12 protein-coding genes and 2 tRNA genes are annotated in these 15,587 nt (G+C 41.1%); 6 read left to right on the top strand and 8 right to left on the bottom strand.

The features are described 5' to 3' along the window. Positions 1-366: 366 nt before the first annotated feature. Positions 367-1,200, bottom strand: a complete 834-nt coding sequence (gene pssA, locus AAEY97_RS12430; protein ID WP_350999097.1) for a CDP-diacylglycerol--serine O-phosphatidyltransferase — start codon at positions 1,198-1,200, stop codon at positions 367-369. 99 nt (positions 1,201-1,299) lie between these two features. Here pssA and AAEY97_RS12425 point away from each other — a divergent pair, with 99 nt between their 5' ends. Beyond that, a complete protein-coding gene (locus AAEY97_RS12425) occupies positions 1,300-1,743 on the top strand; it encodes a DUF4124 domain-containing protein (RefSeq protein WP_350999095.1) in 444 nt (147 codons plus the stop codon). Positions 1,744-1,803: 60 nt separating this feature from the next. Here AAEY97_RS12425 and clpB read toward each other — a convergent pair whose 3' ends face one another. The 3 genes from clpB to rluD all read right to left on the bottom strand — a co-directional run bounded on the left by clpB (position 1,804) and on the right by rluD (position 6,244). Beyond that, positions 1,804-4,377 carry an ATP-dependent chaperone ClpB gene (gene clpB, locus AAEY97_RS12420; protein ID WP_335690913.1) on the bottom strand — a complete coding sequence of 858 codons (2,574 nt, stop codon included), beginning with the start codon at positions 4,375-4,377 and terminating at the stop codon, positions 1,804-1,806. A gap of 164 nt (positions 4,378-4,541) precedes the next feature. Next, on the bottom strand, positions 4,542-5,270 hold the full coding sequence (pgeF, locus tag AAEY97_RS12415) for a peptidoglycan editing factor PgeF (RefSeq protein ID WP_350999092.1): 729 nt from the start codon (positions 5,268-5,270) through the stop codon (positions 4,542-4,544). Beyond that, a complete protein-coding gene (rluD, locus tag AAEY97_RS12410) occupies positions 5,270-6,244 on the bottom strand; it encodes a 23S rRNA pseudouridine(1911/1915/1917) synthase RluD (protein ID WP_059746300.1) in 975 nt (324 codons plus the stop codon). The genes pgeF and rluD overlap by 1 nt, the downstream gene beginning before the upstream one ends. A 123-nt stretch (positions 6,245-6,367) precedes the next feature. Between rluD and AAEY97_RS12405 the strand changes: the two genes are divergently transcribed. The 3 genes from AAEY97_RS12405 (at position 6,368) to AAEY97_RS12395 (ending at position 7,680) form a co-directional block, all read left to right on the top strand. After that, on the top strand, positions 6,368-7,129 hold the full coding sequence (locus AAEY97_RS12405; RefSeq protein ID WP_101085344.1) for an outer membrane protein assembly factor BamD: 762 nt from the start codon (positions 6,368-6,370) through the stop codon (positions 7,127-7,129). A gap of 329 nt (positions 7,130-7,458) precedes the next feature. After that, positions 7,459-7,534, top strand: a tRNA-Phe gene (locus tag AAEY97_RS12400). A gap of 59 nt (positions 7,535-7,593) precedes the next feature. Further along, positions 7,594-7,680 (top strand) — tRNA-Leu (locus AAEY97_RS12395). 284 nt (positions 7,681-7,964) lie between these two features. On the opposite strand, the gene recJ is transcribed toward AAEY97_RS12395, so the two are convergent. The 4 genes from recJ to brnQ form a co-directional block, all read right to left on the bottom strand. Further along, positions 7,965-9,689, bottom strand: a complete 1,725-nt coding sequence (gene recJ, locus AAEY97_RS12390) for a single-stranded-DNA-specific exonuclease RecJ (protein ID WP_350999087.1) — start codon at positions 9,687-9,689, stop codon at positions 7,965-7,967. Positions 9,690-9,804: 115 nt separating this feature from the next. After that, positions 9,805-10,533: a bifunctional protein-disulfide isomerase/oxidoreductase DsbC gene (gene dsbC / locus AAEY97_RS12385; RefSeq protein ID WP_101085342.1), complete on the bottom strand. Its 729-nt coding sequence runs from the start codon at positions 10,531-10,533 to the stop codon at positions 9,805-9,807. 144 nt (positions 10,534-10,677) lie between these two features. Further along, positions 10,678-11,583: a site-specific tyrosine recombinase XerD gene (xerD, locus tag AAEY97_RS12380; RefSeq protein WP_350999084.1), complete on the bottom strand. Its 906-nt coding sequence runs from the start codon at positions 11,581-11,583 to the stop codon at positions 10,678-10,680. A gap of 89 nt (positions 11,584-11,672) precedes the next feature. Next, complete coding sequence (gene brnQ, locus AAEY97_RS12375) at positions 11,673-13,004, bottom strand: branched-chain amino acid transport system II carrier protein (RefSeq protein ID WP_101085340.1); 1,332 nt, start codon at positions 13,002-13,004, stop codon at positions 11,673-11,675. 481 nt (positions 13,005-13,485) lie between these two features. Here brnQ and AAEY97_RS12370 point away from each other — a divergent pair, with 481 nt between their 5' ends. Beyond that, positions 13,486-14,241, top strand: a complete 756-nt coding sequence (locus tag AAEY97_RS12370; RefSeq protein WP_101085339.1) for a tRNA1(Val) (adenine(37)-N6)-methyltransferase — start codon at positions 13,486-13,488, stop codon at positions 14,239-14,241. 53 nt (positions 14,242-14,294) lie between these two features. Then, positions 14,295-15,515, top strand: a complete 1,221-nt coding sequence (gene srmB, locus AAEY97_RS12365; RefSeq protein WP_101085338.1) for an ATP-dependent RNA helicase SrmB — start codon at positions 14,295-14,297, stop codon at positions 15,513-15,515. Positions 15,516-15,587 lie beyond the last annotated feature (72 nt).

Raw genomic sequence — 15,587 nt, 5'->3', positions numbered from 1 at the left:
TAACCGCTTGCGCTGTCTGCCGTGTCAGTGGATGCGCATTATAGGCACCACACGGTTTTGCGCAAGGCCTTTTTTAAAGCTTTTAGCAAAAAAGCAATCAACCGAATACTAATCAAACAACTCGGTACTAAAAACACACAACCGCGTTCGATTTTGCTCAATTAAGCTTCAGATAATACAAAGGAGTAGATTAACTAATATAAAACTGGATAAGAATTATAGTACATATTTAAGATTTAGATAAAAAAGATATGATTTAATGAATATGTTGGCAAGTCACAACGATTACCTCAGCTCTCTATATAGTAGAGGAACTAACTACGTAAACTCTATTGTTAGATGCTATTGAAGAAAATCACTCTATAGTTAACTTTCATTTTTCTCGTTGGTAATATCAGTACTATTGATGTGATCGATGGTTGAGTGTTGTTGTGTCTCTGTTTTATTCAATTCATCGCCAACGATGTGGGCCACTTTTAACTTCTTAATCGCTTTAATCGTGATAACAGGTCCAGATAGTGCATATATGTAGAAACCAAGACAAAGAATGATGGCTGGTTCTACAGAAATAATAACGAACACACCTACGAGCAATAACATCACCACGAAATTTACTTTCCCTCGCCAATCGACTTCCTTAAAGGAGTGATAGCGAAAGTTACTGACCATGAGTAGTCCTGTTAATGCAGTAATCAATGCGGCAAGGTAATTTATATCGGTAGGGTCAAGCTCATATTTAGAACCGCTCCAAATACTTCCAGCGATTAAGGCTGCTGCAGCGGGACTAGCTAAACCTTGAAAATAACGTTTATCGGCAACACCAACTTGGGTATTGAAACGAGCTAATCTCAATGCTGCACAAGCACAGTAGATAAAAGCAGCTAACCAGCCTACTTTACCTAAATCTTGCAATGCCCAATTATAAGCAAGGATCGCTGGAGCCATGCCAAAAGAAACCATATCGGCCAAACTATCATATTCAGCCCCAAAATCACTTTGAGTATTGGTTAACCTTGCGACTCTGCCATCTAGTCCGTCACAAATCATAGCGATAAAGATAGCAATTGACGCTAACTCAAAATGACCGTTCATTGATGAAATGACAGCATAAAAACCAGAAAATAGCCCTGCGGTAGTAAATAAGTTAGGTAATAGGTAAATACCTTTATTTTTTACTGGGTGATTAGGTGAATTTTGCATACACTTTACACATTATCGTTTTAGTTGTTGGATTTATACTCAAAGATAGCATATTTTGAAATATTCAAGCATAACGTCAATTAGCTCTGGGAAACTCACATGGAAATTACGCGTTTAGTTTTTGGTTTAGTCACTTTTGCATTTAGTACATGTTTATTTGCCGCGACCATTTACACTTGGGTGGATGATGCTGGCGTTGTACATTACAGCCAACAACAGCCCCTAAATGTAGATGCAAGCAAGATTTATAGTGAGGATATGGAACCCGCTAAAATTGGCACTTACACACCACAAAAAAAAACCGCTGTTAACGTGGAATCTCAATTAGAACAATCAGCAAAAATCATTAATGAAAAAGACAAACAACAAGCCAAAGACATCTGTGAAAGTGCTAAGCACAGCCTGAGTGTATTGAATACTCACAGCAAATTAAATCAACAAGATAAAACTACTGGTGAAACTGTCTCAATGACAGAAGAACAGAGGCAAGCAGCTATTACTGAAAATACCGAACGGGTCAGGTTATTTTGTCAAAATAAATAATAACAAAGGGAGCTAATGCTCCCTTTGTTCAAAAACGTTAGCTGATAATGCTAGATAACATTATTGATTGAAGGCTAGCTTGCCATCTTCTACTACGACTTTAATCATTTTACCTGGCAATAATTGACCTCGCAGCAATTTTTGGGCTAAAGGATTCTCTACTTCTTGCTGCAATGCTCGTTTTAAGGGTCTTGCACCATAAACAGGATCGAATCCAGCTTCAGCAATTAATGATAAAGCCTCATCAGATAATTCAATATCGAACTCTTTCTCGATCAAACGTTTGCGCAATAATTCAAATTGAATACTGGCAATGTGTTTGATATTTTCGGCGTCTAAGGGATGGAATACCACAGACTCATCAATTCGATTTAAAAACTCTGGACGGAAGCTTTGCGTCACAACATTCATGACTCCAGCTTTCATATCTTCATAACTCGTATGACCAAAGCCCTCTTGGATAATATCTGAGCCAAGGTTAGAGGTCATGATGATGACAGTGTTTTTAAAATCAACCGTTCTGCCTTGACCATCAGTTAAACGGCCATCATCTAATACTTGCAGCAACACATTAAATACATCTGGATGAGCTTTCTCAACTTCGTCTAACAAGATAACTGAATAGGGCTTACGGCGAACCGCCTCAGTTAAGTAACCGCCTTCTTCATAACCCACATATCCGGGAGGGGCACCAACTAAACGCGAAACGGTGTGTTTTTCCATAAATTCAGACATGTCTATGCGCACAAGAGCTGATTCTGAATCAAACAAAAACTTAGCTAGCGATTTACACAGCTCAGTTTTACCCACACCGGTAGGCCCAAGGAACAAGAACGAACCTATTGGACGTTGTGGATCGGCAAGACCTGCCCGACTACGACGAATTGCATTAGATACTGCCTCTACAGCCTCATTTTGGCCGATTACACGCTCATGCAATGCATCTTCCATATGCAATAGTTTTTCACGCTCACCTTCGAGCATTTTTGAAACAGGGATACCGGTGGCTTTTGATAGTACTTCAGCAATCTCGACCTCAGTCACTTTATTACGTAACAGTGTCATATCTTGCATTTCTGCTTGCGATGCTAAATCTAGTTGCTTTTCGAGCTCAGGAATACGCCCATACTGTAATTCAGACATCCGCGTTAAGTCACCCGCACGACGAGCTACTTCTAAATCCATTCTCGCCTGTTCGAGATCGGCTTTAATATGTTGTGTGCCTGCTAATGCTGCTTTCTCGGTATGCCAAATCTCATTCATCTCAGAAGCTTTACTTTCGACATCCCTCAGTTCATGTTGTAAAAACTCAAGACGTTTACGACTGGCCTCGTCTGACTCTTTACTTAACGCTTGTTCTTCCAGCTTAAGCTGAATAGCGCGGCGTTCTAAGCGGTCAAGTACTTCTGGCTTAGAATCAATCTGCATTCTGATACTAGATGCCGCTTCATCGATTAAGTCGATAGCTTTGTCCGGCAATTTACGGTCTGAAATATAACGATGCGACATGGTTGCTGCTGCAACTATTGCAGGATCAGTTATTTCAACATGATGATGTAATTCGTAACGCTCTTTTAGACCACGTAAAATGGCAATGGTGTCTTCAACGCTCGGTTCATCAACAATTACTTTTTGAAAACGGCGTTCAAGTGCAGCATCTTTCTCAATATATTGACGATATTCATCAAGTGTTGTTGCGCCGACACAATGCAAATCACCACGTGCTAAAGCAGGCTTAAGCATATTACCAGCATCCATTGCGCCCTCGCCCTTACCTGCGCCGACCATGGTATGCAGCTCATCAATAAACAGAATGACCTGACCTTCCTCTTGGGATAGCTCATTCAATACTGCTTTTAACCGTTCTTCAAACTCACCACGATATTTGGCTCCCGCAATTAACGAGCCCATGTCTAATGACAATACCCGTTTATTTTTAATCCCTTCAGGGACTTCACCATTCACAATACGCTGAGCTAAACCTTCAACAATGGCGGTTTTACCGACACCAGGTTCACCAATTAATACCGGATTATTTTTAGTACGGCGTTGAAGCACTTGAATCGTGCGACGAATTTCCTCATCACGACCAATAACAGGGTCTAACTTACCTTGCTCTGCGCGCTCGGTTAAATCTACGGTAAATTTTTTCAATGCTTGGCGTTGATCTTCAGCATTGGGATCATCAACTTTCTGCCCGCCACGCATGTCTTCAATGGTTTTTTCCATTAACTCTTTGCTTGCACCAGAATCTTTTAATGCTTTGGCAAGGGGGTCATTATTTTCTAATGCCGCCAAGACAAACAATTCAGATGAAATGTATTTGTCTTTGCGCTTTTGCGCTAACTTATCGCATAGGTTTAGTAAACGAATTAACCCTTGTGATAACTGAACATCACCACCAGTACCTTCAACTTGTGGAAAACGCTCCAACTCTTGGCTAACCGCAGAACGAAGCGCGCTAACACGAATGCCCGCTTGCGTTAGTAAAGAATGAATAGAACCAGAATCTTGATTTAACAGCGCCATCATTAAATGAATAGGTTCAATAAATTGATGATCGCGTCCCAATGCTAATGATTGGGCATCAGAAATGGCAATTTGAAACTTATTAGTCATACGATCGAGTCTCATACAACCTCCTAGGATCTGATACATGTGGAATGGGAAATTAATTCAGAAATGAATAATTTGTTAACTTAAAGATGGGGGCATTTAATGTAAACTCAAGGTTAAAACTTAATCTGGATCAAAAAATTGTTGATTTTTTATACTTGAAAGTTGTTACCAATAATAACTTAAGATTTAAGCCAAATGAGAGAAGCCATTCGACCCGTTTGCTTGTCACGACGGTAAGAAAAGTAATCAGGTTCAGAAAAGGTACACACATCTGCACTATAAGTTTGAGTAACGCCTGCTGTAGATAAACGCAACTTAGCTAAGCCGACTAAATCAGCTAAATATTTAGCATTATTCTGAACAAAATGAGTTGCAGCCTGCGGATTTTTATTGATAAAAGCATCACGAACTTCACTACCAACTTCAAATGCACAAGGACCTATTGCAGGCCCTAAGTATGCGATTAATGCTGACGGTGGAGAATGAAACATCGCCAATGCTTGCTCGATGATGCCCTCACACAAACCGCGCCACCCAGCATGAACTGCGGCAACTTCAGTGCCTTGTTGATTACATAATAATATTGGTAAGCAATCGGCCGTCATTACCGTACATACATGGCCAAACTGATTACTGTAACTACCATCAGCTAATGCTATCGCGCTATCTGGCATCAACGTTTGTACATCAACAACCTTAGTACCATGAACTTGCTCAAGCCAGATTGGCTCAGCAGGTAATGATAATTGCTGAGTTAATATTGCACGATTAGCGAATACATCTTGAGGCTTATCACCAACATGTAGCCCTAAATTTAAACTATCAAACGGGCTAACACTGACGCCACCAAAACGATTTGTCATCGCTATGGCAACGTTAACAGGTATTGGCCAATCGTGCTCAAGCATTATAAATACACTATCGGATTAAGCTCAGTATCGACTCGTAGTGCTTTTGTCAGCTCAACCATGTCATCAGGGATCGGCGCATGCCAAGTCATGATTTCACAGGTAAATGGATGAGCAAGTTCTAAACGCACTGCATGTAAAGCTTGGCGCTTAAAGTTTTTGAGTAATTCAAAAAACTCTGGGCTCGCTGATTTAGGCGGACGAGGACGACCACCATAAACCGGATCGCCAACTAACTCATGACCAATATGCGCCATATGAACACGAATTTGGTGAGTACGACCAGATTCCAGACGCAAACGTAAACGCGTATGAGCTCGGAACTTTTCAGACACACGATAATGAGTCACCGATGGGCGACCACCATGGATAACGGCCATTTGAGTACGTCTAGTTGCGTGACGTTCAATAGGTTCATCAACCGTGCCACCTGCCGTCATCGTGCCTAATACAATCGCTTCATACTCGCGAACAATATCACGAGCCTGTAATGCGGCAACCAAATGCGTTTGTGCTTCAACTGTTTTAGCAACAACCATTAGCCCTGTAGTGTCTTTATCTAAACGATGAACAATACCTGCTCTTGGTACATGTTCAATATCTGGACAATGGTATAATAAAGCATTCATCAACGTACCGTCTGCATTACCAGCGCCAGGATGAACAACTAAACCAGCTTGCTTGTTAATGACAATAATATGGTCGTCTTCATAAATAATATTTAAGTCGATATTTTGCGCTTTAGCACTCACTTCTTCTTCAAGTGTTGCCGTCACTTCTATCAACTGAGACTCGAAAACCTTTTCCCGTGGCTTGTCGACTGTGATACCGTCAATAGTAATTGCACCAGATAGGATCCATTCCTTGATGCGTGTACGCGAGTAGTCAGGGAACAAACCAGCTAATGCTTGGTCTAATCTCAGACCGGTTTGTGTTGCTGTGATCTCGCTTTTTAGATTAATCTCTTGTGTCATAGGAACCGTACCCCAGTTTAGGGGTCCAAAGTGAATGTGCTATCTGTTACAATCGGATGTTTTCTATTTTACCGTGAAATGGAAAAATTCTTAACAACAACTTAAAAAGAATTGAATTCAAGTATGTATAAAATTGCCCAAGGTGCCGCCCTAGTATTACTTTCACTGGCTATAACAGCCTGTAGTAGCAGTCCAGAAGACGATGATGTTGCCAGTAAAGCATCACCTGATGTCCTGTACTCTCAAGCAAGAACGTCAATGGAATTAGGTAATTACTCTAAAGCCGTTCGTTCACTTGAAGCATTGGACTCTCGTTTTCCATTTGGTCCGCACAAAACTCAAGTTCAATTAGACTTGATTTATGCGTATTACAAAATGGATGATGCTGCCTCAGGAGTTGCCAATATTGATCGCTTTTTACGCCTCAATCCAACGCATCCTAATATAGATTACGTCTATTATATGCGTGGTTTAACCAATATGCAGGCAGATAATTACTTATTTCACGATTTAATGAATATTGATCGTACCGATCGTGATCCAAAAAATGCTCAAGATGCATTTAAAGATTTTGATCGATTGATTAAATCGTATCCAAATAGCAAGTATTCTGCTGATGCACAACAACGTATGCAGTTCTTAAAGAACCGTTTGGCTAAATATTCAATTCAAGTTGCAGAATATTATATCAAAATGAACGCATGGAGTGCAGCTGCTGTTCGTGCTCAATCAGTTATGGAGAAGTTTCCAGGAACACCTTCAACTGAACGGGCATTAGAAATCATGGCTAAAGCGTATGACGAATTAGGTCAGGAAAAATTACAGCAAAACGTTAAAACTGTAATGAAAGCAAACTTTCCAGCTAATGAAATATTATCTAACTAGTCATCATTCATACTCTACGACTGTTAATTATTGTTTCACATTAAACGCTCTTTGGAGCGTTTTTTTATACCTGATTTATCTGCCTTGGCAATTTGAGTCTCTATATATTCAATATTTTTTACTTGTTATGGTAACCACACCAGTAAAAGAGGCACCATAACACCATTTACTCTAGTTACCATCATAGGAGTGAAGTATTTATTACACTATGGTACTTCGGCTGAATAACATTCGATACGCCCAAAATACATCCAAACAAATCGATTTTTGATATAAATATAAAAAACAGGTTGACTTAATGGGTCAAAATCCTTTAAATTGCGTCCGTCGCCCGAATAGCTCAGTCGGTAGAGCAGAGGATTGAAAATCCTCGTGTCCCTGGTTCGATTCCGGGTTCGGGCACCATATTTATATTGGTGGCGACAGCGACTAATAGAATAAAGTTATTTCTCGATACATGTTTTGCAGGTGTGGTGGAATTGGTAGACACGTCAGCTTCAGGTGCTGATGCTCGTAAGGGCGTGGAGGTTCAAGTCCTCTCACCTGTACCAAATAACTTTATCCGTTTTAACAAAAAGGCCTCGCATTGCGAGGCCTTTTTGTTTTTGTTGCCGGTATCACTTTGACGAGTGTTAAAGCCACATATTATTTAGCGGCTCAGGTAGCCTATCAACTGGATTACTCTACTGTATAGTTAATGTTCAGCTCGTTGGCTATAAAATCAGTTGAACGTTAACGCTACAATATCGCTATCTCGTTACGCTCTATCAAACAGTTTGTTCACTGACGAGTCTATCAACTCGCCAGAAAAATCTGCGACAACATAAAACAGCGATTACATCGGCTCAATATAATCCACCATTAACTGCACAGTTTGATTACCTCTAAACTCGTTCACATCAAGCTTATAGACCACACGAGCATGTTTAATGGTTGCATCAGGCCATATTGCTAAATCCACATTAAAAGCAATACCGTCTAACATCGCGTTGCCACATTCCGTTTCAAGTAATAATTTTAAGTGTTTTTCACCCACTATACGCTGCTGTATTACCTTGAATACACCATCAAATAGTGGTTCTTCAAACGACTGCCCCCATGGCCCTGCATTTCGTAATAAAAAGGCAGTATCAAGCGTCATTAACTGGCTCGATAACTCACCATCAGAGAGTAGCTCTCCCGTCAGCTGTTCATAATCTAATACTTCTCTTACCGCATCATCATAAGCTTGCTTAAACTGCTCAAACACATTTGCTTTTAACGATAGTCCTGCTGCCATAGCGTGACCACCAAACTTGGTTATCATTCCAGGAAAGCGACCATTAATGCGTTCGAGTAAATCTCGCATATGCAGGCCTTTAATCGAACGGGCAGAACCTTTTATTACACCATCACCCGCATCGGCAAACGCAATAACCGGACGATGATAACGATCCTTAATCCGTGAGGCCAAAATACCAATAACACCTTGATGCCAATCATCCTGAAAAATGGCGATGCCCCACGGTAAATCAGCTTCATTGAGTGACACTTTCGATAAACTTTTTAATGCCTCTTGTTGCATGCCCGTTTCAAGTTCGCGGCGCTCTTGGTTTAATCCATCTAATTCCGCTGCCATTCTTCTGGCTAACATGATGTCTTCACACAGTAAGGTTTCAACCCCTAGCGCCATTTCATCTAAACGCCCAGCTGCATTAAGTCGAGGCCCTACCGCAAAACCAAAATCAGCAGCAACAATTTTTTCAGGACTCCGTTTCGCCACCTCAAGCAATGCAGTAATGCCAACACGACAGCGGCCACTTCTAACTCGCTGCAAACCAGCATTAACGAGAATACGGTTATTAGTGTCTAACGACACAACATCAGCGACAGTACCTAAAGCGACAATATCAAGCAATGTGCCCAGATTAGGCTCAGTGATTTGCTGTTGTTGATACCAATTACGCTGCCTTAATTGCGCACGTAAAGCAGACATTAGATAAAACGCCACCCCAACACCGGCAATAGACTTACTGGCAAACTGGCAACCAGGCTGATTAGGATTAACAATAACATCAGCATTGGGCAAGGTGCTGCCAGGTAAATGATGATCTGTCACGACAACAGTCATTCCTAACAATTTTGCAGCTGCCACCCCTTCAATTGAAGATATTCCATTATCAACGGTAATGAGTACATCAGCATTTTTAGTAAAAGCCACCGCAACAATTTCAGGGCTTAAGCCATAACCATAATCAAACCGATTAGGAATAAGGTAATCAACATGTTTTGCCCCCATCATTTTCAGCGCCAGCATACATACACTAGTCGACGTGGCACCATCAGCATCAAAATCCCCAACAATCAAAATTGATTGCTGCGCAGCAATAGCATCCGCAATAATCACGGCGGCTTCTGCTAGCCCTTTCATACTATCTGGGCGTAATAACTTACTTAGCATTAATTCGCAGTTATCTTCATTGACGCCACGGCGAGCATAGAGCTGTTTCAATAATGGCGATAAAGAAGCGGGTAAATGACTATCATCAACCTGAGGACGACGGACTATTTTATGAGACAAAAGGCAACCTTAAACGGGTAATTAGAGAATAGAGCATAACAAAAAGGTGAGCCTAAGCTCACCTTGATTTTACGTTTTTAGCACACGCTGTACGACGTTGATTTACTAGTCTGATTTATAAATTCGATTCAATCGTACGTAATAAATCTGCCGGAGCTTGATAGCCAGGTACCATCACACCATTTTCTAAAATCAGTGCCGGTGTACCGTTAATCCCGAACGACATACCTAATTTATACTGGGCCGCAATATCAATATCACAACTTGCCGCTTTAACATTACCACCCGCTTTAGCTTCTGACATCGCTTTTAAAGGATCTTTAGCACACCATACCGCTTGCATCTCGTCTGCATTAGCAGAAGGAATACCTGCACGAGGATAAGCTAAATAACGAATAGTAATACCTAAATCATTATAGCCTTGCATTTGATTGTGTAGCTTGCGGCAATAACCACAGTCTACATCGGTAAATACCGTGACAACATGTTTCTCATTTTTCGCTTTGTAAACCAACATCTCATCTTCAAATGGCTTAAGTAACTCTATGCGAGGTCCAGCCAATGCAGCCTCGGTTAAGTTTTTCATGCCTTTATCCATGTCATACAAATTACCATGAATGAGTTTTGTGCCATCTTTGGTGACGTATAATACACCGCGGTCTGTTAGTGCTTGATATAAACCGTCGATTGGAGATTGTTGAATGAGCATCACGTTGACACCCAAGGTTTCAGTGAGTTTTTGCTTTAACGCTGATTCATTAGACACATCGGTCGCAGGTGCCGCTGACACAATAGGGGCAATAATAAGGCTGGCAACAAGGGCGAATGCTTTAGTTAACTTCATGGTAATTCCTATATTACACGGGTTCATAATCAATAGACCCGACTTCGTAAGCAAAACTTACAGATTTAATTTCGCTAACGCAACAAATACTCATAATCTTAAATGTAAGGATTTGAAACCTACAATGATACAGATCCTACTTAGCTAACCACGAGGATGATGTTGGCTATGTAGCTGCTGCAAACGCACTTTAGCGACATGAGTATAAATTTGAGTGGTCGATAAATCACTGTGGCCAAGTAATAATTGTACCACACGCAAATCCGCGCCATGGTTAAGTAAATGGGTAGCAAAAGCATGGCGTAACGTATGTGGTGATAAATGACATTGAATACCCGCCCTGGCCGCATACAATTTAATCCGATGCCAAAAGGTTTGTCTGGTCATCATTTGCCCACGACGTGAGGGAAACAATACATCTGACTGCTTCATACTTAATAGCTCGGCACGAGCAAACTTGATGTACTGCTCAACAGCTGTAATGGCCAGCTCACCTAAAGGGACCAAACGCTCTTTGCCTCCTTTACCCATCACCCTCACCAAACCTTGGCGTAAACTAATTTGCTCCATCGTTAAACTCACCAATTCGGTTACCCGCAGCCCTGTAGCATACAACAGCTCTAACATGGCTTTATCTCGGTACTCGATAGGATCATCAAGATTTGGCTCTGATAATAAATTATCTATTTGCGCCTCAGACAATGTATCCGGTAATTGACGAACTAACTTGGGCGACTTGATTAATGCTGTAGGGTCTTGGCTTATTTTCTGTTTAACTAATAAGTAAGCATAAAAACGTCGTAAACTACTGAGAAGTCTCGCTGTGCTACTTTTAGCAAATTGTTTATCAAAACGTTCAGCAAGATAGTCACGCAGTAAGGCCTGGTCAACTTGCAGCAAATCCTTACCTTTGGTCAAAACATAACGTTCAGCATTTTGTAAATCGGTACGATAAGATACCAAGGTATTATCACTTAGCCCGTTAGTTGACCACAAGTCATCAAGAAACTGGTTAATTAAGGGATCGGGTTGATAAGCAGGTTTGGCCAAAGCGGTATCCAATAAATAATAAAAAACGACGTTAGATAATCTATCATAACGTCGTTATATTGATCTGTTAATTATGATCTATTTAACAATTAAGCATCCGCTTTTTGAGCCTGATTTTGAGGTAAAAACAAACACACAATTGCCGTTAACGCAGTAGGTAGCAACCAAGCCATCCCCTCTGCATGCAGTGGCATAAAGTCAAGGAAGCTCATGTCCATGCCTGCCGTTTGTAACCCATCAAAGATACCGAAAAACAGTGCAACACTCAGCACGACTCGATGCGAAAAAGCAGGTCTAGCAAAGCGTTCTGTCAAAAAGGTTACCAATACCAATGCTATCGCAACGGGGTAAATAGTCATTAACACAGGAATACTGATGCTTATTAATTGCGATAAACCTACGTTAGCGACAGTGGCACATATCACACTTAATAAAACCACTAGTAACTGGTACGATAATTTTGGCATTAATTCATTGAAGAATTCAGAGCAGGCTGTAACTAAGCCAACGGCCGTCGTTAAGCAAGCAAGCGTTACAACCGTTGACAGCATTAAGGTACCAATATTACCAAAATGATGAGTCACATAGTTTGTTAAAATTTGGCCGCCATTGTCTGCACCAATAGCAAAATCGCCTGCTGAAGCACCAAGATAAAACAACGACACATACACAAACGCTAAACCACCAGCAGCAATAAATGCTGCACGAACTAAATACTTAGTTTGATCGGCGGCATCGTTTACGCCTTTTTTGCGTAACAAATCGATGATTAACATACCAAACATCAATGATGCCAAGGTATCCATGGTGTTATAACCTTCAATAATTCCTTTGGTTAATGGACTATTAATATATTCACCGACCGGAAGGTTCACCTCTGCGCCAGGAAGAATAATCACTGAACTGGCTAACCCCACCAAGAGTAAAATCAATACTGGCGTAAGTATTTTACCTACGCTATCGAGTAATTTTCCAGGAAATAAAGATAAAAACATCACAATGGAGAAAAACACCAAAGTATAAATAAGTTGCGCAATACTAAACTCTTTGCCGCCAAGCATCATTAACGCATCTGGATTACTAATAAAAGGTCTCGCGCCAATTTCGAACGCCACCAACGCAGTACGTGGGGCCGCAAATGCTGGGCCAATGATAATATAAATCGCAATGGCTAATGCTGTGGCAGCAAACGCAGGTAATAGTGCCATCACTTTACCGTTAGCTTTCGCAACGGCAATTAACCCTATCAGTGGCATACCCACTGCGGTAATTAAGAAACCGAACATCGCAAAAGACATATTCTCGCCAGCAAGCATGCCAGCAAAAGGTGGGAAAATTAAGTTACCCGCACCTAAAAAAAACGCAAAGGTCATAAACCCTAACCCTAGCGTATCAGTCACACTCATTTTAGTTGTTTGCACTACTAGCCTCGTTTTATTGTTATGTTTTTTAACAAACCTAATTGATTACGCCATAATTAGCTACTGCTGAGCTGAACGAACAATAAATTGTAAAGTTAAAAATACACTTAGAAAATAGTAAACTTTGTTAAGAGAGTAACGAAAATGACTCGCTAGCTCAGTATTCAGCATGACATCCCTGTCAGATAGCCTTAATTAGACTTTTTACTCGATTTTACGAGTAAAAAAGCGCGCAAACTAATATCAAATATCGCCTTAATACTCAAGCACCAGCCCCCTAAACAATTAAAAAAAACTATTTAGTTACGATTTATGGCAAGACTTGTGTACATATCCACCACATCTATGATTTTAAAGTTAATTTGTCGTAACAAAAAGTCAACGGTACAGGTCAGAAGGAATTAACACGCGACAGTAAAAATCAAAGCGGTTATGATCTTATTCGAGTAGTTCATACAATCGAAAGAGTAATCAATTATCTATGTCTTTTACGTTTAAGCAATTTCATATCGATGATCAACAGTGTGGTATGGCCGTCAGTACTGATGCAGTTTTACTCGGTGCTTGGGCTGAGCTAACTCAATCAAGGCATATTCTGGATATTGGTGCAGGAAGCGGTTTGCTCAGTTTAATGGCAGCACAACGTAGTCCTCGCCACACGAGTATTATTGCAGTAGAAATAGACAATGCAGCCGCAAAGGCTTGCCAATTTAATATTAAACAAAGCCCTTGGTCAGAGACGGTGCAACTCTTTCACGGTGCTATTCAAGACTTTCAACAACTGCACAAAAAGAATGATGAGCCATTATTCGACCATATTATTTGTAATCCTCCCTACTTTGAGCAGGGCACACAAGCCAAAAATAGCGCACGAGCTGACGCCAGGCATACTAATACTTTGCCCTTTGCCGAATTGCAGAGCGTGATTAGCCAATTACTTGCTCCGCAAGGCACGGCAAGTGTTATTTTGCCACTGCAAAGTCTAGCCAGTTTTACTCAACAACTTAACACTTATGGTCTATTCGTTGCTAAGCAGCTTGATATCATTAGCATTGAAGGAAAGGTAGCTAACCGATCAATATTGGCAATCCAGCACTACCCAACAACAACTGAACCACAAACACTCACTCATCCTGCTGTTGAAACTCAGTATCATCAAATGACGATCCGCGACAAACAAGAGCGATATAGCGAAACGATGATAGATTTATGCCGCCCATTCTACTTAAAGCTTTAGCCTGCTCAATAGGTCAGCTATAATACTCAACTATTTTTCAGCGAGACCAGCGCATGCAATTTGAAGATTTCCAGCTCGACCCTAGCTTATTAGAGTCACTCAAGGCCATGGGACACAACACCCCTACCACCATTCAGCAGCAAACTATTCCATTGGCCATGGATCAGCGGGATATTTTAGCGCGTGCGCCAACTGGCACCGGTAAGACGGCCAGTTTTTTACTGCCTGCTTTACAGCACCTTATTGACTTCCCTCGTCGTTTTGAAGGCCAAGCACGTATTTTGGTGCTAACGCCAACGCGTGAATTAGCCAGTCAAATTCATCGTTATGCAAGTCATTTAGCCACTGGGCTTGAGCTTAATATCGTGATTATTACTGGTGGTGTTCCATATGGCCCACAAGAAGAAGCACTTGCAGACAATGTTGATTTATTAATCGCCACCCCAGGTCGATTAATGGAATACCTAGATAAAGACAAATTTGACGCCACTGAAGTTGAAATTTTAATTATTGATGAAGCTGACCGCATGCTTGATATGGGTTTCTCATCAGTAGTGCAATCAATTGCCATTGAAGCTCAAGGCCGCAAACAGAACATGCTGTTTTCTGCCACGCTTGAAGGTAATGGGGTTAACCGTTTCGCTCGCGACTTATTAACCGATCCCGTAATGGTCGATGTTGAAGCGCCACGCAGTGAAAAAGCTAAAGTACACCAATGGGTTCACTTGGCCGACGATCAAGCACATAAATTTGCATTGTTATGCCATATTCTTCAACAAGAAAATGTTACGCGCACCATTGTGTTTGTTAAAACTCGCGAAATGGTCGCCAGCCTTGAAGGCTTATTACTAAAAGCCAATATCCCATGTGCATTTATGCGCGGCGATATGGAACAGAAAAAACGTTTCCAAGCATTGGGTCGTTTTTCTAAAGGCGAAGTTAATGTACTTTTGGCGACAGATGTTGCAGCTCGAGGAATCGATGTTGATGACATTACTCATGTGATTAACTTTGACATGCCACGTTCTGCTGACGCCTATGTTCATCGAATTGGCCGTACCGCTCGCGCTGGCGCAAAAGGAACCGCAATATCACTAGTTGAAGCGCACGATATGCGTATTGTGTCTAAAATTGAACGATACATTGAGATCCCACTGAAACGTCGTGTGATTGAAGAACTTCGTCCTAAACACAAAGAAGCTAAAGTGCCTGGTAAGAAAAAAGCCAATGCAAAAGATGCTCGAGTTAAATCGAAAAAATATAAGAAAAAGTAACTTTTAGGCAGCTTTTTGCAGTGTCCTAAAACACATTGACCAACTAGTATTAAAGCGAATTACTCAGTGATT

Source organism: Shewanella sp. TB7-MNA-CIBAN-0143, from assembly GCF_040310065.1.
Classification (GTDB): Bacteria; Pseudomonadota; Gammaproteobacteria; order Enterobacterales; family Shewanellaceae; genus Shewanella.
The sequence above is the reverse complement of the archived record's forward strand: the minus strand, read 5'-3'. Positions and strand labels throughout refer to the sequence as shown.